Origin of the sequence: Micromonospora sp. NPDC049282 (assembly GCF_043197045.1) — a bacterium.
Lineage (GTDB): Bacteria > Actinomycetota > Actinomycetes > Mycobacteriales > Micromonosporaceae > Micromonospora.
Window position 1 is genome coordinate 425725 of the sequence record NZ_JBICSL010000001.1, and the last position, 18982, is coordinate 444706.

Consider the following 18982-nt stretch of genomic DNA (forward strand, 5'->3'; position numbering starts at 1 on the left):
TGATGACGGCCCTCCGCGTCGGCAGCGCGGAGGGCCGTCAGTCGTCGGTGATCAGTCGTCGACCGGCGGGGTCGGCCGGGCCCCGGACCTCGGCGGCCACGACCAGTCCCGTCCGGCCGGCAGGTCGGCCAGGGTGGCCGGGCGCCGGCTCGGCGCCGACGAGATGGCCGCGCGGGTCCGCCCGCCGGGCGACGAGCCGACGGCGACGAGTTGCCGGTCCGGCCCGGACGTCGGGCCCGGCTGCCGCCCCAGCTCGCTCAGCGAGCTGATCCCGAGCCGCCCGGCCAGCACCGGAACCTGGTCCGGCTCGACCACGAAGACCACCTCGCGCGGCCGGTGCGGACGCAGCAGCAGCAGCGCGGCGAGAATCACCAGCAGCGCCCCGCCGGCCAGCAGCGCCCACACCGCGCCGGGGAACCAGCCGGCCCGCAGCTCGCCCCGCAGCATCAGGTCGAGCCCGCCGGCGCGGGCGGCGAAGCCGCCGGCCGGGTCGGCGTGCCGGGCGGCGAACCAGAGACCGGCGCCCACCAGCAGCGCCGGAATTCCCACGGCCAGCAGCAGCATGCCAGCGATCGCGCGTACGAAACGCATTCGGGTCGTCCCTCTCGGTAGCCAACTACCCGGCCGACCTTACCGACGCCGGTAGTCCGACCGCCGGATATCCACCGCACCGACCCCGGGACGACCACCGGCCCGGCGGAAGATCCGCCGGGCCGGTGACGGCGGGTGCGCTCAGGACTTCGCGGTCGGCTCCCGCCGGGTACGCGCGAACGCCAACCCGCCGAGCGCCAGGCCGGCCAGGCCGGCCACCAGACCGGCCACCCCGAACGCGGTGGCGGCGCCGGAGTCGGCGTCGTCATCGTCGTCGTCGGCCTTGGCGGCGGCCGGGGCGCTCGCGCCCGGCGACGCGGACGCGGCGACCAGCTTGAGCACCGGGGCCGGGTTCTCCGGCTCCTCCGCGCCCGGCGTCGGCTCCTCGATCCAGCGGGAGACGTTGCCGTCGGAGTAGGTCTGCAGCACCTTGAACACCATGGTGTCCACCTGCGGAAGCGGGCCCATCGAGACCGGGAACTCCTGGAACTCGCCCGGCTTCACCCCGCCGTTCGGGGGCGCGGTGAAGGTGAGCTTGGAGACCGCCTCGGTGAGCTGGCTGCCGTGCACCTCGATCGGCGGGTCGACCTTGCGCTTCTCCACCGCCACCGTCCAGCCCGGCACCGGCATGGTGGAGACCGAGCCGACCGGGGCGTTCTCCGGCAGGTTCACCTCCACCTTGACGGTCGACGCCGTGTCGCTCTCGTTCGGCACCCGGAGCGCGAACCGGCCGTAGCCGCCCTGCGTACCCTCCCGCGGGTTGATCGTGACGTGCGCCGAGGCCGGACCGGGCAGGCCGAGCACGGCCGCGGTGACGGCGGCGAGAGTCAGCGCGGCGGCGGTCGCGGGACGCCGGAGACGGATCATCAGATGGGACCTTCCGTTTACTTGATCGGCACGGTGGCGGTCACCGTGGCCTGGTCGATGTCGGACGTGCGGACGGTGAAGCGGAGCTGCCAGTCCCCCCGCGCCGGCAGGTTGACCTCGCCGGTCGCGTGATTGTCGCTGAGCGGCAGCAACGGCACCGTGATCGGTTCGATCCCGGCCGACGGGAGCGCGGCGGTGACCTTCCACTCCTGCACCGGCTGCGGCCGGTTGTCCTTGGTGTAGGCGTAGAGGTGCATCGAGTTGTTGCCGGTCTCGGCCGGGTCCAGCTCGACCTGGAGCGAGTAGACCGGACTGCTCAGCGTGGTGGAGAAGTAGCCGGTCGGCGCGCCGGCCACGTCGGCGGCGGCGGTGCGCGCCGGGGTGGTCTGCACCAGCGTCGCCGACAGGCCCAGCACCACCGCGGTGATCGCCAGCTCGGCCACCACGGCCCGCCGCATCGCGCCCGGCCGCCCGGCCGCGACGCGCCGCCGCACCAGCGCCCGGGAGTACGCGGCCACGCCGATCACCAGCGCGAACAGCACGATCTTGGCGAGCAGCAGCCGCCCGTACGTGGTGTCGACGAGCGCCTTCGGGCTGGCCACCTCGATCAGGCCCTGCACGGTGCCGGCGAGCAGCAGCGCGGCCACCGCCAGCGCGGCCCAGCGGGACCAGATCGGCAGGATCGCGTCCAGCTCCCGCTCGTCCGCCCGGGGCAGCAGGAACGTCGCCAGCATCACCAGGCCGCCCAGCCAGACCGCCATCCCGCCCAGGTGGATGGCGTCCACCACCACGGACACCGCCGGCGCCGGCGACGCGGCCGGGTGGCCGGCGAGCGGCCAGGTGAACAGCGCCGCCCCGCCCAGGACCGCCAGGATGATCGAGTCGGTGCGGCCGATCGGCCCGGCGAGCAGCGGGCGGAGCAGGAACGCCGCCGCCGCGAGCAGGCCCAGCCGGACCAGATGGGTGGTCCCGTAGGCGCTGCCCAGCACGTCGCCCAGCCCGGACCCGGTGACGTCGAACAGGCCGCCGCCGGTGGTGTAGGGCACCTGGAGCCACAGCTCGGTGAGCGTGGCGGCCACCAGCACGCCCAGCCCGGCCCAGACCAGCCGCCCCGGCCCCCGCCGGGACAGCCGGCGCGGCCAGAGCGCGGCCAGCACCAGGGCCGGGCCGACCAGCAGCAGCAACCCGACGTAGCCGGCGTACTTCGTCACCTTCACCGTGTTCTCGGTCACCGGGTTCGCCCGGTTGCCCGAGCCGGTGTCGGTCGGCGGCTCGGACGGCGCGCCCACCGAGTAGGTGAAGGCGCCGGAGACCGGGTGGCTGTCGGCCGAGATGACCCGGTAGCTCACCAGGTAGGTGCCGCGTCCACCGGACGGGTCCACCGGGATGGTGACCTCCGCGCCCTGGAACGTCGGCTCGCCCCGGTCGGCCCGGGAGCCGTCGGGGGCGATCACCCGCACCTTGTCGGGCACCTTGCGGACGCCCTCACTGAAGGTGATCACCACCTGGGCGGGCGCCTCGGGCACCACCGCGGACGCGGCGGGGCTGCTGCTCACCAGCACCGCGTGGGCGCTGGCCGGGGTGGCCGGGGCGAGCAGCAGCGAGACCAGGAGGAGCAGCAGCCCGGCGACGGCCCCGGAGCGGGCGGCGACGGCCCCGGGCGGGCGGCGTACGGCAGCAGTCATGACCGCCATGGTTCCCGAACCGCACCGCGCCCGGCGAGCCGACCTCCGGCGGGCACGCCGGAGCGGCCGATCGGCGCGGCGGCGCGCGCCGCCACCGAAGCCTGGTCGGAGGTCATGCGGGGGTAGTCGGCGGGCGGGCGGAAAAAGTTCCCGACGTGTGCCGGACCACGGAATGGGCCGAAGGACCCTGTCCCGCACAGGTACGCCGGGTAACCTCGGGTGACGTGATCCCCGCCCCGCGCGACACCGCCGCCGACCGCCACCGGGCGGGTCCCGGTGCGGCGCGGGAGACGGCCACCGGCTGGGCGCTGGCCGCCCGGCACGGCGACCTCGAGGCCCAGGCCGCCTTCGTGCGGGCCACCCAGGCCGAGGTCTGGCGCTTCACCGCCGCCCTGGTCGACCCGGACAGCGCGGACGACCTGACCCAGGAGACCTACCTGCGGGCGCTGCGCGCGCTGCCCGGCTTCGAGGGACGGTCCTCCGCCCGCACCTGGCTGCTCGGCATCGCCCGGCGGACCTGCGCCGACCACCTGCGCACGCTGGTGCGCCGCCGCCGGCTCGACGAGCGGCTCGCCGCCCAGGCGGCCACCGACCGGCCCCACCCCGACCCGGCCGGCCAGCTCGGCGCCGCCGACCTGGTCCGGCGGCTGCCCGCCGAGCGCCGTTCCGCGTTCGTGCTCACCCAACTGCTCGGCCTCTCCTACGCCGAGGCCGCCGACGTGGAGGGGGTGCCGGTGGGCACCATCCGCTCCCGGGTCGCCCGCGCCCGCGACGAACTCGTCGACGCCGTCGGCGACTCGCTGGCCGGATGAGCGGGAACCATCCGTGGCCCTCGGACGACGAATGACTGTGACCCCCTCCACCACCCCGGCCGGGCGCTGGCCGGCCCTGCGGCCCTGGCTCGGCGTCGCGGCCCGCCTCGGGCTCGCCGCCGTCTGGCTGATCGCCGGCGGCGCCAAGGTCGGTGACCTGGCCGCCTCCGGCCGGGCCGTGAACGCCTACCAGGTGATGCCGTACGACCTGGCCACCGTGATCGGGGCGGCGCTGCCGTTCGTGGAGCTGGCCCTGGGCCTGCTCCTGCTCGCCGGGCTGGCCACCCGGGTCGGCGCCGGCGTCTCCGCCGCGCTGCTCGTGGTCTTCGTCAGCGGCATCGCCTCGGCCTGGGCCCGCGGCCTGGCCATCGACTGCGGGTGCTTCGGCAGCGGCGGTCAGCTCGGCGCCGGCCAGGCGCCGAGCTACCTCCCGGAGATCCTCCGGGACCTGGGGTTCCTGGCACTGGCCGGGTTCCTGCTGATCTGGCCCCGCACCCCGTTCTCGGTGGACGGGTGGCTGGCGGGCGACACCGTGGAGGACGACGATGAGTAGTCGCAAGGGACGCCGGGACGCGGCCCGGGTGGTGCGCGAGCAGATCGCCCGGGAGAAGCGGCGCAAGCGCACCCTCTGGACCACCATCGCCGCGGTGTTCGTGCTGGTCATCGCCGGCGGCATCGGCTGGGCCGTCTACTCCTCCCAGAAGTCGGACGGCTTCACCGCCCCGCCGGGCGCCAACGACGCCGGCACCGGCATCGTCGAGGGCAGCGGCCCGGTCACCGTCGACCTCTACGAGGACTACCTCTGCCCGATCTGCAAGCAGTTCCAGCAGACCAGCGGCGAGACCCTCAACCAGCTCGTCGGCGAGGGCAAGGCGAAGCTCGTCTTCCACCCGGTCGCGTTCCTGAACCGCTTCTCGACCACGGAATACTCCACCCGCGCCTCGGCCGCCTCCGGCTGCGCCGCCAAGGGCGGCAAGTTCCGCGAGTTCACCGACCAGCTCTTCGCCCGGCAGCCGGCCGAGGGCAGCGCCGGGCTCAGCAACGACGAGCTGATCGACATCGGCGCGGGAGTCGGGCTGAACCGGGACGATTTCGCCTCGTGCGTGAACGACGGCACCTACACGTCGTGGACCGAGCACGTGACCGAGGAGGCCGGCAAGTCCGGCGTGACCGGCACCCCGACCATCAAGGTCAACGGCACCGAGCTGCAGGACAAGAGCCCGGACGGGATCAGGGCGGCCGTGGCGGCGGCCGGCAAGTGATCCCCGTACCGCTGCGCCGGGCCGCGCTGGTTGCCGCCGCCGCGACCACCGCCCTGCTGGCGCTCGCCGGGCCGGCCGCCGCGCACGGCGCGGACGCGCCCGACGGCACCGACTACCGGGCCGTGGTCACCGGCGTCGGACCGGAGCGGCCCGGGCTGACCGCCCGGATGGTGGAGGCCGGCGCGCGGCTGGAGCTGACCAACCGCACCGGTGTCGACGTCACCGTGCTCGGCTACTCAGGCGAGCCGTACCTGCGGATCGGTCCCGGCGGGGTGTACGAGAACAGCCGCTCCCCCGCCACCTGGCTGAACCGCACCATCGCCGGCGAGACCCGGCTCCCGGCCGAGGCCGACCCGGCCGCCGCGCCGGCCTGGCGGCGGATCGCGGACGGGCCGACCGCCCGCTGGCACGACCAGCGCACGCTCTGGCGCGACGACGGGCCGCCCGCCGCCGTGGCCGCGGACCCCGGCCGCGAGCAGCGGGTCCGCGACTGGGTGGTGCCGCTGCGCGCCGGGGACACCCCGACCGAGGTACGCGGCACGCTGGACTGGGTGCCGCCGCCCGACCCGTACCCGTGGTGGGTCGCCGCCACGCTCGGTTTCCTGGCGATCGGCGCGGCCGGGCTGGTGCCCGGCGGGACGGCCGCCGGGGTGCGCGCGCTGCGCGCGGTGGGCGCCGTGCTCGCCGTGGGCGGCGCGGCCGCCGTGGCGCTCACCGTCGGCCGGGCGCTCGACACCGGCGCCCCCGGCCTCGGCGGGTTGCTGGCCGAGCTGGTCACCGGCCAGGTGTGGACGCTGCTGACCGGCCTCGGCGCGCTCGCCGCCGGCGGCTACGCGCTGGCCCGCCGGCCGGCCGCCGACTTCACCCTGGCGCTCGCCGGCGCCTGCCTCACCCTGTTCGCCGGGGTGTCCAACCTCGCCGCGCTGTCCCGCTCGGTCCCCCCGGCAGCCGGCCCACCCACCCTGACCCGCGTCCTGGTCACCGTGGCCCTGGCAACGGGCGCCGGCGCGATCGCCGCCGGCCTGCTCCGCCTGCGCACCGCCGCCCGCACCGCCCCACGCCCCCACCTGACCCACGTCCCCTGACCCGTCCCCGCCCTGCCTCCGCACCTCGCCCGCGCCTCTCACCTCGGCGAACTTGCACATTCGGCCCCCGCATGACAGGACAGAGACCGCATTCCGTAGGTCACAAGTGCAAGATCGCCGCTGCGGGGGGCGCTGGGTGAGGGGCGGCGAGGGTGAGTGCGGCGGGTCAGGAGGGGCGGACGGGCGGGGCGAAGCCGTAGGGGAGTTCGAGGCGGTGTTTCGCGAGCATGGCCTCGTCGGCGAGCAGGTCGGGGGTGGGGGCGTCGGCGACGATCCGGCCGCCGTCCAGGATCACCGCGCGGGGGCACAGCTCGGCCGCATACGGCAGGTCGTGGGTGACCATGAGCAGGGTCACCGGCAGGGCGCGCAGGATCTCCGCCAGCTCCCGGCGGGCCGCCGGGTCGAGATTCGACGACGGCTCGTCCAGCACCAGGATCTCCGGGCGCATGGCCAGCACGGTGGCCACCGCCACCCGGCGCCGCTGCCCGAACGACAGGTGGTGCGGCGCCCGGTCCCGGTGCTCGCCCATCCCCACCGCGGCGAGCGCCTCGTCGACCCGGGCCGCCAGCTCCGCCCCGCGCAGTCCCAGGTTGGCCGGGCCGAACGCGACGTCCTCCGCCACCGTGGGCAGGAAGAGCTGGTCGTCCGGGTCCTGGAAGACGATGCCGACCCGGCGGCGCACCTCGGCGAGCGTGTCCCGGTCGCGGGTCACGGCCAGGCCACCCACCTCGACCGTCCCCTCGGTCGGGGTGAGGATGCCGTTGAGGTGCAGCACCAGCGTGGTCTTGCCGGCGCCGTTCGGCCCGAGCAGCGCCACCCGGTCACCGCGCGGCACGGTCAGGTCCACCCCGTGCAGGGCGACGTGACCGTCCGGATAGGCGTACCGGACGCCACGGACGTCCAGGGAGGGCGGCTGCTGCACGTACCTGATCATTGCAGGACGAGCGCGGCGGCGGCGATGGAGGCCGCGATCACCGGGACCGTCGCGGCGACCGCCCACTGCCCGGCGGTGGCCGCGCCGGCCCCCTGCCACACCGCCGGCATCCGGCCGTCGTAGCCGCGGGACACCATCGCCAGGTAGACCCGCTCGCCGCGCTCGAACGCGCGCAGGAAGAGCGCCCCGACGCCGGCCGCGAAGCCGCGCAACTGCCAGAGGAAGCGCGGGTCGTCGCCCCGGGACACCCGGGCCACCCGCATCCGCCGGGCCTCGCCGACCAGCACCTCCAGGTAGCGCAGCATGAACGTGGCGATCTGGGTGAGGATCTGCGGGCACCGCAGCCGGTCCAGGCCGAGGATCAGGTCCCGCGTCGTCGTGGTCGCCGCCAGCAGGAGCGACGCGAGTACGCCGAGCGTGCCCTTGGCCAGGATGTTGAACGCCCCGTGCAGCCCGTCGACGGAGAGGCTCAGCCCGACCACGTCGACCCGCTCCCCGGCGCCGAGGAACGGCAGCGCGAACGCGAACAGCACGAACGGCAGCTCGATCAGCGCCCGGCCGAGCAGCCAGCGCGGACCCACCCGGGCCAGCGCCGCCACCACGGCGACCAGCAGCGCGTAGCCGCCGAACGCCCAGTACGCCTCCCGCGGGGTGGCGACCACCGCCACGGTGAACAGCACCATCGCGGTGACCTTCACCTCCGGCGGGAGGCGGTGCACCGGCGAACCGGACTCGCGGTAGAGCACATGCCCGTGCCCGGCACCCATTCGTCGTCCTCTCGGGCTCAGCGGTCGCCGGTGGACCGGGGCGCGCTCGTCCCGCCCGTCGAGGCGCCCGCCGGGTTGCGGCGGCGGGCCAGCCAGAACAGGCCGCCACCGACGGCGAACGTGAGCAGCACGCCCAGCACCCCGGACAGGCCGGTGGAGAGGAAGTCGTTGCCGATGCCACGGACGCCGTAGTCGGCCAGCGGGCTGTCCGCCAGCTCGTGGTCCCTGGCCTGCTGGGCCGGGCAGCTGCCGCCGGTGATCTCGTCGTCGGCGTTCACCGTGCAGCCCTTGAGCAGCGACGAGTCCAACCCGTCCGGGTGCGACGAGGCGTAGTTGCTGACCACACCGGCCAGCACCAGGGCGACCAGCAGGCCACCGAGGAGGAACGGCCAGGAACGCTTGCTCATCGGGCACCTCCGGCGACCGGGACGGCGGGGACCGGCGCGGCCGGCTTCAGGGCGCGCAGCGCGTACACCAGATCGGGGCGGACCTTGGCGACGGTGACCACCGTGGTCGCGGTGATCAGGCCCTCGCCGATGCCGATCAGCAGGTGGGCGAAGGCCATGGTGCCGGCCAGCCCGCCGAGGTTGCCGCCCAGGTCGGTGGTGCCGCCCAGCCAGTACTCGAGCACGAAGCCCTGGGACGCGATCACGACGCTGACCAGTGCGGAGACGAACGCGGTGACCGCCAGGCCGGCCGGGGTGCGGGGCAGCACCCGCAGCAGCAGCGCGATCAGCAGGTACGCGGCGGCGGTGCCGAGGATCGCCATGTTGGTGATGTTCAGGCCGAGCATGGCCACCCCGCCGTCACCGAAGACCAGGGCCTGCACGACGAGCACCACGGCCACGCAGAGCGCGCCCACCCAGGGGCCCACCAGCAGCGCGGCGAGCGCGCCGCCGAGCAGGTGGCCGCTCACCCCGGCGGTGAAGATCGGGAAGTTGAGCATCTGCACGGCGAAGATGAACGCGGCCACCAGCCCGGCCATCGGCGCCAGCCGGTCGTCGAGGTCGGCCCGGCCGCGCAGCACGCAGAACGTGAGCGCGGCGAGCGCGAGGGCCGCGAAGATCGCGGCAACGGGACCGTCGATGATCCCGTTGGAGATGTGCATCGCCAGGGTTTCCACACCGGGAGCCTATTTCCATGCCGACGTTGTTGCCAATCCCTTGCAACAAGGCATGGTGTTGATCACCGCCGGACCGCGCGTCGCGACCCGCCACCGTCACGGCGACGGCGGTATCGTCACCGCCATGACCGACCGCCTGAGCCCCGGCGACCCCGCCCCCGAGTTCACCCTCCCCACCGACGACGGCGGAATGCTGTCCCTGGCCGACCTGCGCGGCCGCACGGTCATCCTGTACGCGTACCCGGCCGCCATGACGCCCGGCTGCACGAAGCAGGCGTGCGACTTCCGCGACTCGCTCGCCTCGCTCCGGGCCGCCGGCTACGAGGTGGTCGGCATCTCGCCGGACAAGCCCGCCAAGCTGGCCAAGTTCCGCGACCGGGACGCGATCACGTTCCCGCTGGTCGCCGACGAGGACAAGGCGGTGCTGACCGCGTACGGCGCGTACGGCGAGAAGCAGATGTACGGCCGCACCGTCACCGGCGTGATCCGCTCGACGTTCGTCATCGACCCCGACGGCAAGATCGAGCGGGCGTTCTACAACGTGAAGGCCACCGGCCACGTCGCCAAGCTGCGCCGCGACCTCGGTCTCGACTGATTCTGTCGGGGGCCGCCGTTACCGTCGGCTCGTGGTCCGTTACCGGTACTCACCCGAACTGCTGACCGCGACCGCCGCGCGGGCGCACAGCGTGACCGAGCCATCGCACCGTCCAGGTGATCCTGCGCGAGGCAGGGCTCCCGACGCCGCAGGCCCGACGCTCTAGACTGAACGGACCCGCGGGAGTGGCGTAACAGGCAGCCGCGATAGGTTTAGGTCCTATTGTCCGAAAGGACGTGGGGGTTCGACTCCCCTCTCCCGCACCACCAGCGGTGTCAGCCGCGTCACGAACGCGGGTCATCGCCGCACCGCCACTCGCAGGATGGCGGGCGTGGACTTGCGCTTCGTACTCGACCCCGGCCTCACCCCCGAGCTGCGTGAACAGCTCGTCGCGCTCTGGGTGGACGTGACCAACGCCGGCGGCGCGGTCGGCTTCGTCGCCCCGGTGACCGCGGCCGAGGTGCGGCCGGTCGCCGAGTCGACCCTCGCCGAGGTCGCCGACGGTCCGGACCGGCTGCTCGTCGGCTACGAGGACGGCCGGCTCGTCGCGGTCCTCGTCGTCGCCGACAACCGGTTCCACCTGAAGACGCACTGGCGGGTGCTCAAGCGCGTCATGGTGCACCCCGACACCCAGGGGCACGGGCACGGCGCGGCGCTGATGCGCGAGGCCGAGCGGGTGGCCCGGGAGATGGGCGTGGAGGCGCTGCACGTGACCGTCCGCGACGGTCTCGGCCTGGACCGCTTCTACCGTCGCCTCGGCTACCGCGAGATCGGCCGCCTCCCCGCCGCCCTACGCCTGTCCCCCACCGACTCCCGCGACGAGATCCTCATGTGGCTCGACCTCCCCACGCCCCCCGCTACCGTCGATCTTGGACTTGTGGCACCTCGCGAAAGCCACTGACCAGATATTCGAGGCACCACAACTCCAAGATCGGCGGGGCGAGGGCGAGGGCGGGCGAGGGCGGGCGGGGGCGGGGGCGTCAGCCGCAGGCGGTGGGGAGTGTGGACGGGGTGACGGGGGCGGCCGCGTCCAGCAGGGTCGGGCTTTCCGCCGGGGTGGAGCGGGACGGGGACGCCGAAGCGCTGGCGCTGGGGCGCGGGCGCGCCGACGGGGAGCGGGACGGCTTCGCCGAGCGGGCGGTGGTCGCCGCGCCGGCGCCGTACATCCGGGTCGTGCTGCGCTGCACCTGGCCGGGGAGCATCCGGATGCCGGTGGCGGTCGCGCGGTGACCGTACACGTCGGTGACCCGGATCTGGTACGGGCCGGGGCCGGCTCCCGAGGGGATCAGCCAGTAGTTGTAGTCCTGCCGGTCCGCCGACCGCCACGCCCCGTTCTGCCGGACCTCCACCGAGCGCAGCGGGTTGCCGTGGTCGCCGACCAGGACGGCGAACCACCACTGCGACGCGCCCTCCTTGAGGCGGAACGTGAGCGGGCCGGGCAGCGACGGGTTCACCACGGCCCGGTAGCTGACCTTCACCACGCCCTCCACCGGGTCGGCGATCCGCGCGAACGCCTCGGCGGAGAGGTCGAGGTGGCCGGGCGCGCACTCCGGGCACTGGTCCATGACGAGCACCCGGACGGTGCCGCGCGGGCCGGTGACGTCGAGGAAGCCACCGCAGGACGCGCCGGCCGCGTACTCGCTCGGACCGAGCGCCACGTAGAGCCGGTTGGTGGGGGCGGCGGGCCGGGAGCAGTTGCCGCCGGCGCCCTTCGAGTCGTAGAAGGTGGCCTTACCGGTGTGCGTGGCGCCGCCGACCGGCGGGGCGGCGAGCGGTAGGGCGGCGAGCGGGAGGGCGGCGCGGGGCGGGGCGGCGCAGGCGGGGGCGGCGCCGCCGCGTACCGCGAGGGTCACGGCGACCACGACGGCGAAGCCGGCCAGGCCGGCGGCGGCGAGTCGGCGGCGCGCCCGGGCCGGAGCCCGGCGGCGGCCGGCCGGGGCGGGCTGATGCTCGTTGCCGGTGGTGGTCGGTGGGTGGGGCGCGCTGCCGTCGGTCACGCCGGTCGATGCTGCCGGACCGGCGTGCCGACGGACAAGCCGGCTAAGCGAAAGCTAAGGACGGCGGGCGCGCGCGGTCGGGGCGAGCGCGGCCAGCTCACCGCCGAGTTCCGGGCGCTGCCGCAGCGCGTCCTCGAGACGGACCCGCCAGAGGCCGGTCTCGATCGGCAGCCGGGCGTCACCGAGCCGGCGGACGCGGTCGCGGCTCTCGGCGAGGGCCGCCCCGGCGGCGGGCCCGAGCAGGCTGCCCAGCTCGCCCCGGAGCCAGCCGAACAGGTCCTCGTCATGGAAGGCGCCGCCGATCACCCGGGCCGTGTCCCACGCCACCCGCGGCTGGTGCGTAACCTGCATCTCGACTCCTCGGTCGACCTGGTAGCTCGGTCCATCATCGATCCCACGACGCGCCGCCCACAAGGGCCGCGAACAGCGGAACGAGCCGTCCGGACGAGGGTCCCCGCGCCGGAACATGAATCAGTAGCATCCTCGGTATGTCCGATCGCCAGCCGCTCGCCGACCCCGACACCCGCCCACCGGCCTCCGATGTGGAGCCGGAAGGGCCGGCAGAGCAGCCCGCGCCGCGGCGCCGCCGGGGCCGGCGGATCGCCTTGGTCGTGCTGCTCGTGGTGGTGCTGCTCGCCGGCGGCGGCGCGCTGGCCGGCGGCCTCTACTACCGGTCGGTCGACAGGTCGATCGACCGGGTGGACGCGTTCACCGACGTGCCCGAGGCGGAGCGGCCGCCGGTCGAGGCCAAGGGCGCGATGAACATCATGATCCTGGGCAGCGACTCCCGCGACCCGGAGAACACCGGCGGTTCGCGCAGCGACACGATCATCCTGGCCCACCTGCCGAAGGACCGGTCGAGCGCCCAGCTCATCTCGATCCCCCGGGACACCTGGACGGCCGTGCCCCGGTCGAAGGAGGGGCGGGGCGGCCGGGACGCGAAGATCAACGCCGCCTACGCCTGGGGCGGCGTGCCGCTGATGGTGCGGACCGTGGAGAAGTTCAGTGGCGTCCGGGTGGACAACGTGGCGATGGTCGACTTCGCCGGCTTCAAGGAGATCATCGACGCGCTGGGCGGCGTCGACATCGACGTGGAGAAGGGTTTCACCACGAGATATTCATTGGTCGGCACGCGGACCTTCAAGCAGGGCCGGCAGACCATGGACGGGGCCGCCGCGCTCGACTACGCGCGTGAGCGGCACGCCTTCCCCGAGGGCGACTTCGCCCGGATCCGGCACCAGCAGCAAGTGATCAAGGCGATCCTGGACAAGGCGGCCTCCGGCGGCGTGTTGACCAACCCGGCCAAGCTGAACTCGTTCGTGCGAGCCACCTCCAGCTCGGTCGCGGTCGACAGGTCACTGTCCCTGGTGGACCTGGCGATGGAGCTGCGGGGCCTGCGCGGCGGCAACCTGACGTTCTTCACCTGCCCGACCAAGGGCACCGGCCGGGTCGGCAGCGAAAGCGTCGTGTTCGCGGACCCGGCGCGCGTCAGGACGCTGTTCCAGGCGGTCCGCCGCGATTCGGTCCCCGACATCCTCGCGGCCGGCGCGAAGTAGGGGGCGTCACGGGGGGAGGACGACCATGCAACGCCTACCGGCGTTCGAGCATCCGGCCGCGCAGCTGACCGGCGCCGCGTCGATGACCGGCAGCATGGACACGACCACGGTGCTGCCGTACGCCGGCTCCCGGGCGTCGTCGCGCACCCGACGGCTACGCGCCTGGATGGTGACCGCGCCGATCGACGTCGCGGCGCTGCTGACCCCGCTGCTGCTGACCCAGACCTACTGGCGCGGGACGCTGTTCAACGCGGCGCTCACGGTGAGCTTCTTCGCGACCGGCGGGCTCTACCGCCCCCGCCGGCACATCAGCATCCTGGACGAGCTGCCCAGCCTCGCCGGCCGGCTGCTGGCCTCCGGCGCGGTGGTGGCGATCATCGCGGCGTTGCGGCACGACTCGGTGCTCTACGTCAGCGGCTTCATGCGCGGTGTCGCGCTCTCCGCCGGCCTGGTGGTCGTGGGCCGGGCGGTCAACACCCGGATCGTCCTGCTCGCCCGCAAGCGCCGCTGGGTGGAGCACAACGCGATCGTCGTCGGCGGCGGGCCGATCGGCGGTGAGCTGGCCCGGCTGCTCCGGCGCTACCCGCAGTACGGCCTGCGTTTCGTGGGCGCGGTGGACGTGCCGTCGCGGCAGCGACTCGGGTCGCTGCCGCTCATCGGCACGCTCGACGACGTCGAGAAGCTCACCACGATGCTGGAGTGCGAGGTCCTGGTCATCGCCGACCCGGACTGTTCCGAGGCCGAGCTGATGGAGGCGCTGCTGCGGCCGGCCAGCTCGCGTTGCGACCTCTGGGCGGTGCCGCGCCTGTGGGGTTCCCGGTCGCTCGGTGGCCATCCCGACCACATCGGAGCGTTCCCGATCGTGAAGATCGGCGACACCACGTTGACCGGTCCACGGTGGCGGGTCAAGCGCGCGTCCGACGTGCTCTTCGCCGTGGTCGCGCTGGTGGCGCTGAGCCCGGTGCTGCTGTTGTGCGCGATCGCCACGCTGCTCGACGGCGGGCGCGGGGTCTTCTTCCGGCAGGAGCGGATCGGCCGTTACGGCCGGCCGTTCCAGGTGGTCAAGTTCCGCACGATGCGGCCGGCCGACGAGCACGAGTCGCAGACCAATTGGTCCATCGCGCACGACCGGCGGGTCGGGCCGATCGGGCGGTTCCTGCGGCGCACCTCACTGGACGAGTTGCCCCAGCTGTGGAACATCCTGCGCGGGGAGATGAGCGTGGTGGGGCCGCGGCCGGAGCGGCCGTACTTCGTGGAGAAGTTCTCGGTGGAATACCCCACCTACGCGATGCGTCACCGCGTTCCGGTCGGGTTGACCGGTCTCGCGCAGGTCAGCGGCCTGCGCGGGGACACGCCGATCTCTGATCGGGCGCGATTTGACAACTACTACGTGGAGAACTGGTCGCTCTGGCTCGACATCAAGATCGTGGCGCGGACGGTGGCGGAGGTGTTCCGGGGCGCCGGCCGCTGAGGTCGGTCAGCGCCTCGGTCAGGTCGGCGTGCCAGTGCGCCGGCGGCGGCAGCTTCGCGGCGGCCCACCTGCCGTGGGCCAGCACGCTGTAGCGGGGGCGAGGCGCCGGGCGCGGGAAACGGTCGCTGGTGACCGGACGTACCCGGTCCGGGTCCAGGCCACGCAGCGCGAACACCGCGCGGGCGAGGCCGTACCAGGTCGTCTCGCCGGACGCGGTGCCGTGGTAGACGCCCGGCGCGGCGTCGCCGGCCAGCGCCGCGTCGGCGAGCGCGACGAGCCGGCCGGCCAGCCGGCGCGACCAGGTCGGCTGGCCACGCTGGTCGTCCACCACGTCGAGCCGGTCGCGTTCGGCGGCCAGCCGCAGCACGGTGGTGACGAAGTTGCGCCCGTGGGTGCCGTAGAGCCAGGCGGTACGCACCACGTAGCCGCTCTCCGGCAGCAGCCGCGCCACCGCCCGTTCCCCCGCCAGCTTGCCGCGCCCGTACGCGTTGACCGGACCGGTCGGCGCGTCCTCCGGGTAGGGCTCGGCGGCGTCACCGGGGAACACGTAGTCGGTGGAGACGTGCACCAGCCGGGCGCCGGTCGCCGCGCAGGCCCGGGCCAGGTGCGCGACGGCCTCGCCGTTGACCGCGGTGGCGTCCGGCTCCCGGCTCTCCGCCGCGTCCACGTCGGTCCACGCGGCGGCGTTGAGCACCACGTCGTGCCCGGCGACCGCGTCCCGCACCGCCGCCGGGTCGGTGACGTCGAGGTCGGCGCGGCCGGCGGCGGTGACGGACCACTCCGGCCGGTCGCGCAGCACCGCCAGCAGGTCCCGGCCGAGCATTCCGCCGGCGCCGGTGACCAGCAGCCGACTCATCCGCGCGCCGCCTTCAGCGGCTCCCACCAGGCCCGGTTCTCCCGGTACCAGCGCACGGTCCCGGCCAGGCCGCGGTCGAGGTCGATGCTCGGGGCGTACCCCAGCTCGGTCTGGATCTTGGTGATGTCCAGCGAGTAGCGGCGGTCGTGGCCCTTGCGGTCGGTGACCGGCACGACCCGGTCCCAGCCGGCGCCGCAGGCCGCCAGCAGCCGGCCGGTGAGGTCGGAGTTGGTCAGCTCGGTGCCGCCGCCGATGTGGTAGACCTCACCGGCGCGTCCCTTCTCCTGCACCAGCGCGATGCCCCGGCAGTGGTCGTGCACGTGCAGCCAGTCCCGGACGTTGCCGCCGTCGCCGTAGAGCGGCACGGTGCCGCCGTCCAGCAGGTTGGTGACGAAGAGCGGGACGACCTTCTCCGGGAACTGGTACGGCCCGTAGTTGTTGGAACAGCGGGTCACCACCACGTCCAGGCCGTGGGTGCGGTGGTAGGCCAACGCCAGCAGGTCCGACCCGGCCTTCGAGGCCGAGTACGGGGAGTTCGGCGCCAGCGGCCAGCTCTCCGTCCAGGAACCGGATTCGATCGAGCCGTACACCTCGTCGGTGGAGACGTGCACGAACCGGCCGGCACGGTGGCGCAGCGCGGCGTCGAGCAGCGTCTGGGTGCCCAGCACGTTCGTGGTGACGAACGGCGCCGCGCCGGTGATGGAGCGGTCCACGTGCGACTCGGCGGCGAAGTGGACGATCACGTCGTGGCCGGGCACCACCTCGTCGACAAGCGTCGGGTCGCAGATGTCGCCGTGGACGAAACGCAGCCGGGGGTCGTGCCGCACCGGGTCGAGGTTTGCCGGGTTGCCGGAGTAGGTGAGCTTGTCCAGCACGGTGACCACGGCGGGCGCGGTCTCCGGCGCCCACGCCGGGTCGCCGCCGGGCCGGCCGAGCAGCATCCGCACGTACTCCGACCCGATGAACCCGGCGCCGCCGGTGACGAGGATCCTCACGGGTGGTGGAGTTTACGCGACGGTAGTCTCCGCGGGTGCGTGGAATCCTTCTCGCCGGCGGGACCGGGACCCGGCTCTGGCCGATCACCCGGGCGGTCTCCAAGCAGCTCATGCCGGTCTTCGACAAGCCGATGGTCTACTACCCGCTCTCCACCCTGGTGATGGCCGGGGTGCGCGAGATCCTGGTGGTCACCACGCCGGACGACCGCCCGCAGTTCGAGCGGCTGCTCGGCGACGGCAGCCAGTGGGGGCTGCGGCTGGCGTACGCCGAGCAGGCCCGCCCGGAGGGCATCGCGCAGGCGTTCCTGCTCGGCGCGGACTTCATCGGCGACGAGTCGGTGGCGCTGATCCTCGGCGACAACATCTTCCACGGCGTCGGTCTCGGCCGGCAGCTGGCCCAGCACGGCGACCCGGCCGGCGCCCGGGTGTTCGCGTACCCGGTGGCCAACCCGGCGGAGTACGGCGTGGTCGAGTTCGACGCGGCCGGCCAGGTGCTGTCGATCGAGGAGAAGCCGGCCCGGCCCCGGTCCCGGTTCGCGGTGCCCGGCCTCTACTTCTACGACAACCGGGTGGTCGGCATCGCCCGCAAGCTCACCCCGAGCGCCCGGGGCGAGCTGGAGATCACCGCGGTCAACGAGACCTACCGCGAGTGGGGCGAGCTGTCCGTGACCGTGCTCGACCGGGGCACCGCGTGGCTGGACACCGGCACGTTCACCTCGATGATGCAGGCCGCCGAGTTCGTCCGGGTGATCGAGGAGCGCCAGGGCATGAAGATCGGCTGCGTCGAGGAGGTCGTCTGGCGGTCCGGGCTGATCGACGACGACCGGCTGCGCGCGCTGGCGCACCCGCTGGCCCGCAGCGGCTACGGCAGCTACCTGCTGGGCCTGCTGGCGGAGCGGCCGGCCGTCGGAGGCGGGTCGTGAAGATCCGGCCGCTGGGCATCGAGGGGGCCTGGGAGGTCACGCCGGTGCCGCACGGGGACCCGCGCGGGCTGTTCGTCGAGTGGTACCGGTTCGACCGGCTCGCCGAGGCGGTCGGGCACCCGCTGCGGCTGGCGCAGGCCAACCTCTCGGTCTCCGCGCGTGGCGTGGTCCGCGGCGTCCACTTCGCCGACGTCCCGCCCGGGCAGGCGAAGTACGTGACCTGCGTACGGGGGGCCGTGCTCGACGTGGTGGTGGACGTGCGGGTCGGCTCACCGACCTTCGGCCGGTGGGAGGCGGTACGCCTGGACGACACCGACCGGCGGGCCGTCTACCTGGCCGAGGGGTTGGGGCACGGCTTCTGCGCCCTGACCGACGACGCGACGCTCAGCTACCTCTGCTCCGCCACCTACCGCCCGGCGGCCGAGCACACCGTGCATCCGCTCGACGCGGACCTCGCCATCGACTGGCCGGCCGCGACGCCGCTGCTCTCCGCCCGGGACGCGGCGGCGCCGGGCCTCGCCGAGGCCCGGGCGTCGGGCCTGCTGCCCGACTACGACGCCTGCCGCTCCTTCACCGCGGCGCTGGACACGCGACCCGCACGCTGACCGGCCTCACCGGCCGGGTCCTCGGCCGCCGGGCCCGCAACCGCCGCGTCCGGGGCATCCGAGTCGGCAGCCGCTGCCTCCCGATCGGCCGGCCCGGCACCCGTCGCGTCCGAGGCGGCCGGGCCCGGCCCCGGCGACCCCGCGCCGCCCCGACGACGGCGCGCGGCCGCCGCCCAGAGCGCCCGCACGTCGGCGCCGACGGGTGTTCCGACCCCGCGGTAGCCGAGCGCCAGGGCTACGCCGACACCGATGGCGAGCCCGCCGAGCGCGCCCCCGACGGCGGACCACGGCCACCGCACCGGCTGCGGGCGCGGCGGCGGCACGGCGGCCCGGACCACCTCGACGTGGGCCTTGAGCCCCAGCCCGGCGGGCGCCAGGTCGCGCTGGGCGATGCGTTGCAGCTCCGCGGCGAGTGCGGCGGCGATCGCCGCCGCGGTGCCGGCGGACCGGTCGGTGACCGTCACGTCGATGGCGAGCGTGTCCACGACGGACGAGGCGACGATGCGGCCGGCCAGGTCGTCGGTGGTGTAGGGCAGCCCGAGCGAGTCGATCACCGGACGCGTCAGCCGGGGCGTGTTCATCATGGTGGCGTACGTCTTCACCCGCCGCTGCATCAGCAGGTCCGCCTCCGCCGGCGCCGGGCGAGGCTGCGGCGCGGCCGACTTCTCGGCGGCGAACGTGACGAGCAGCTGGGTCCCGGATCGGTAGAGCGGAGGGCGGCGCTCGGCCAGGACCCCGGTGAGAGCGCCGCACAGCAGGGCCAGCGCCACCACGATCGGCCACCGCCGGCCGATCGTGTCGCGGATGCGGGCGAGGTCCACGAGACGTCACCCTACCGGGCGTGGGGACGCCCGAAGG

General features: G+C 74.4%; 22 protein-coding genes and 1 tRNA gene. 11 read left to right on the plus strand and 12 right to left on the minus strand.

The genetic code is table 11. The features are described from left to right. Positions 1-51: 51 nt before the first annotated feature. The 3 genes from ACGFI2_RS01975 to ACGFI2_RS01985 all read right to left on the minus strand — a co-directional run bounded on the left by ACGFI2_RS01975 (position 52) and on the right by ACGFI2_RS01985 (position 3143). The gene (locus ACGFI2_RS01975; RefSeq protein ID WP_393509083.1) at positions 52-591 is read right to left on the minus strand and encodes a hypothetical protein; all 540 of its coding nucleotides are present in this window, start codon (positions 589-591) and stop codon (positions 52-54) included. A 141-nt stretch (positions 592-732) separates the two neighbouring features. Further along, positions 733-1458 carry a YcnI family protein gene (locus tag ACGFI2_RS01980; protein ID WP_393509086.1) on the minus strand — a complete coding sequence of 242 codons (726 nt, stop codon included), beginning with the start codon at positions 1456-1458 and terminating at the stop codon, positions 733-735. Positions 1459-1475: 17 nt separating this feature from the next. Further along, a complete protein-coding gene (locus ACGFI2_RS01985) occupies positions 1476-3143 on the minus strand; it encodes a copper resistance CopC/CopD family protein (protein ID WP_393509089.1) in 1668 nt (555 codons plus the stop codon). 224 nt (positions 3144-3367) lie between these two features. Between ACGFI2_RS01985 and ACGFI2_RS01990 the strand changes: the two genes are divergently transcribed. From ACGFI2_RS01990 to ACGFI2_RS02005, 4 genes are read left to right on the plus strand one after another with little or no spacing between them, the layout of a single operon-like run. Further along, positions 3368-3955 carry a sigma-70 family RNA polymerase sigma factor gene (locus ACGFI2_RS01990; protein WP_393509092.1) on the plus strand — a complete coding sequence of 196 codons (588 nt, stop codon included), beginning with the start codon at positions 3368-3370 and terminating at the stop codon, positions 3953-3955. A gap of 31 nt (positions 3956-3986) precedes the next feature. Further along, on the plus strand, positions 3987-4508 hold the full coding sequence (locus tag ACGFI2_RS01995) for a MauE/DoxX family redox-associated membrane protein (protein WP_393509095.1): 522 nt from the start codon (positions 3987-3989) through the stop codon (positions 4506-4508). After that, complete coding sequence (locus ACGFI2_RS02000) at positions 4501-5217, plus strand: DsbA family protein (RefSeq protein WP_393509098.1); 717 nt, start codon at positions 4501-4503, stop codon at positions 5215-5217. Before ACGFI2_RS01995 ends, ACGFI2_RS02000 begins: the two co-directional genes overlap by 8 nt. Further along, entirely contained in the window at positions 5214-6302 is a 1089-nt protein-coding gene (locus ACGFI2_RS02005) for a hypothetical protein (RefSeq protein ID WP_393509101.1), read from the plus strand. Before ACGFI2_RS02000 ends, ACGFI2_RS02005 begins: the two co-directional genes overlap by 4 nt. Before the next feature lie 166 nt (positions 6303-6468). Here the strand turns inward: ACGFI2_RS02005 and ACGFI2_RS02010 are convergent, their stop codons facing one another. Genes ACGFI2_RS02010 through ACGFI2_RS02025 form a run of 4 tightly spaced genes read right to left on the minus strand, consistent with a single transcriptional unit; the run spans position 6469 to position 9126 of the window. After that, positions 6469-7236, minus strand: a complete 768-nt coding sequence (locus ACGFI2_RS02010; RefSeq protein WP_393509104.1) for an energy-coupling factor ABC transporter ATP-binding protein — start codon at positions 7234-7236, stop codon at positions 6469-6471. Continuing rightward, entirely contained in the window at positions 7233-8003 is a 771-nt protein-coding gene (cbiQ, locus tag ACGFI2_RS02015) for a cobalt ECF transporter T component CbiQ (protein ID WP_393509107.1), read from the minus strand. The genes ACGFI2_RS02010 and cbiQ overlap by 4 nt, the downstream gene beginning before the upstream one ends. 17 nt (positions 8004-8020) lie before the next feature. Continuing rightward, the gene (locus tag ACGFI2_RS02020) at positions 8021-8410 is read right to left on the minus strand and encodes a PDGLE domain-containing protein (RefSeq protein WP_393509110.1); all 390 of its coding nucleotides are present in this window, start codon (positions 8408-8410) and stop codon (positions 8021-8023) included. Next, entirely contained in the window at positions 8407-9126 is a 720-nt protein-coding gene (locus ACGFI2_RS02025; protein WP_393509113.1) for an energy-coupling factor ABC transporter permease, read from the minus strand. Before ACGFI2_RS02025 ends, ACGFI2_RS02020 begins: the two co-directional genes overlap by 4 nt. Positions 9127-9250: 124 nt before the next feature. On the opposite strand from ACGFI2_RS02025, the gene bcp reads away from it, so the two are divergent. The 3 genes from bcp (at position 9251) to ACGFI2_RS02040 (ending at position 10622) form a co-directional block, all read left to right on the plus strand. Then, positions 9251-9721: a thioredoxin-dependent thiol peroxidase gene (gene bcp / locus ACGFI2_RS02030; RefSeq protein ID WP_393509115.1), complete on the plus strand. Its 471-nt coding sequence runs from the start codon at positions 9251-9253 to the stop codon at positions 9719-9721. Positions 9722-9900: 179 nt separating this feature from the next. Then, a tRNA-Leu gene (locus tag ACGFI2_RS02035) sits at positions 9901-9987 on the plus strand. A 65-nt stretch (positions 9988-10052) separates the two neighbouring features. Further along, on the plus strand, positions 10053-10622 hold the full coding sequence (locus tag ACGFI2_RS02040; protein WP_393509118.1) for a GNAT family N-acetyltransferase: 570 nt from the start codon (positions 10053-10055) through the stop codon (positions 10620-10622). Between the two features lie 79 nt (positions 10623-10701). On the opposite strand, the gene ACGFI2_RS02045 is transcribed toward ACGFI2_RS02040, so the two are convergent. Continuing rightward, complete coding sequence (locus tag ACGFI2_RS02045) at positions 10702-11718, minus strand: expansin EXLX1 family cellulose-binding protein (protein WP_393509121.1); 1017 nt, start codon at positions 11716-11718, stop codon at positions 10702-10704. Positions 11719-11772: 54 nt separating this feature from the next. After that, positions 11773-12069, minus strand: a complete 297-nt coding sequence (locus tag ACGFI2_RS02050) for a hypothetical protein (RefSeq protein ID WP_393509124.1) — start codon at positions 12067-12069, stop codon at positions 11773-11775. 137 nt (positions 12070-12206) lie between these two features. Between ACGFI2_RS02050 and ACGFI2_RS02055 the strand changes: the two genes are divergently transcribed. Together ACGFI2_RS02055 and ACGFI2_RS02060 are read left to right on the plus strand one after the other, a co-directional pair. Then, the gene (locus tag ACGFI2_RS02055; protein ID WP_393509127.1) at positions 12207-13274 is read left to right on the plus strand and encodes an LCP family protein; all 1068 of its coding nucleotides are present in this window, start codon (positions 12207-12209) and stop codon (positions 13272-13274) included. Positions 13275-13299: 25 nt separating this feature from the next. Continuing rightward, entirely contained in the window at positions 13300-14745 is a 1446-nt protein-coding gene (locus ACGFI2_RS02060) for a sugar transferase (RefSeq protein ID WP_393509130.1), read from the plus strand. On the opposite strand, the gene rfbD is transcribed toward ACGFI2_RS02060, so the two are convergent. Both rfbD and rfbB read right to left on the minus strand, forming a co-directional pair. Further along, positions 14693-15601: a dTDP-4-dehydrorhamnose reductase gene (gene rfbD, locus ACGFI2_RS02065; RefSeq protein ID WP_393509133.1), complete on the minus strand. Its 909-nt coding sequence runs from the start codon at positions 15599-15601 to the stop codon at positions 14693-14695. The two genes, ACGFI2_RS02060 and rfbD, sit on opposite strands and share 53 nt — an antisense overlap. Continuing rightward, complete coding sequence (rfbB, locus tag ACGFI2_RS02070) at positions 15598-16596, minus strand: dTDP-glucose 4,6-dehydratase (protein WP_393509136.1); 999 nt, start codon at positions 16594-16596, stop codon at positions 15598-15600. Before rfbB ends, rfbD begins: the two co-directional genes overlap by 4 nt. 35 nt (positions 16597-16631) lie before the next feature. Here rfbB and rfbA point away from each other — a divergent pair, with 35 nt between their 5' ends. Both rfbA and ACGFI2_RS02080 read left to right on the plus strand, forming a co-directional pair. Next, positions 16632-17519, plus strand: a complete 888-nt coding sequence (gene rfbA, locus ACGFI2_RS02075; protein WP_393509139.1) for a glucose-1-phosphate thymidylyltransferase RfbA — start codon at positions 16632-16634, stop codon at positions 17517-17519. Beyond that, the gene (locus ACGFI2_RS02080) at positions 17516-18124 is read left to right on the plus strand and encodes a dTDP-4-dehydrorhamnose 3,5-epimerase family protein (protein ID WP_393509142.1); all 609 of its coding nucleotides are present in this window, start codon (positions 17516-17518) and stop codon (positions 18122-18124) included. Before rfbA ends, ACGFI2_RS02080 begins: the two co-directional genes overlap by 4 nt. On the opposite strand, the gene ACGFI2_RS02085 is transcribed toward ACGFI2_RS02080, so the two are convergent. Then, the gene (locus ACGFI2_RS02085; protein WP_393509145.1) at positions 18070-18945 is read right to left on the minus strand and encodes a YveK family protein; all 876 of its coding nucleotides are present in this window, start codon (positions 18943-18945) and stop codon (positions 18070-18072) included. The genes ACGFI2_RS02080 and ACGFI2_RS02085 overlap by 55 nt on opposite strands. Positions 18946-18982: the final 37 nt, after the last annotated feature.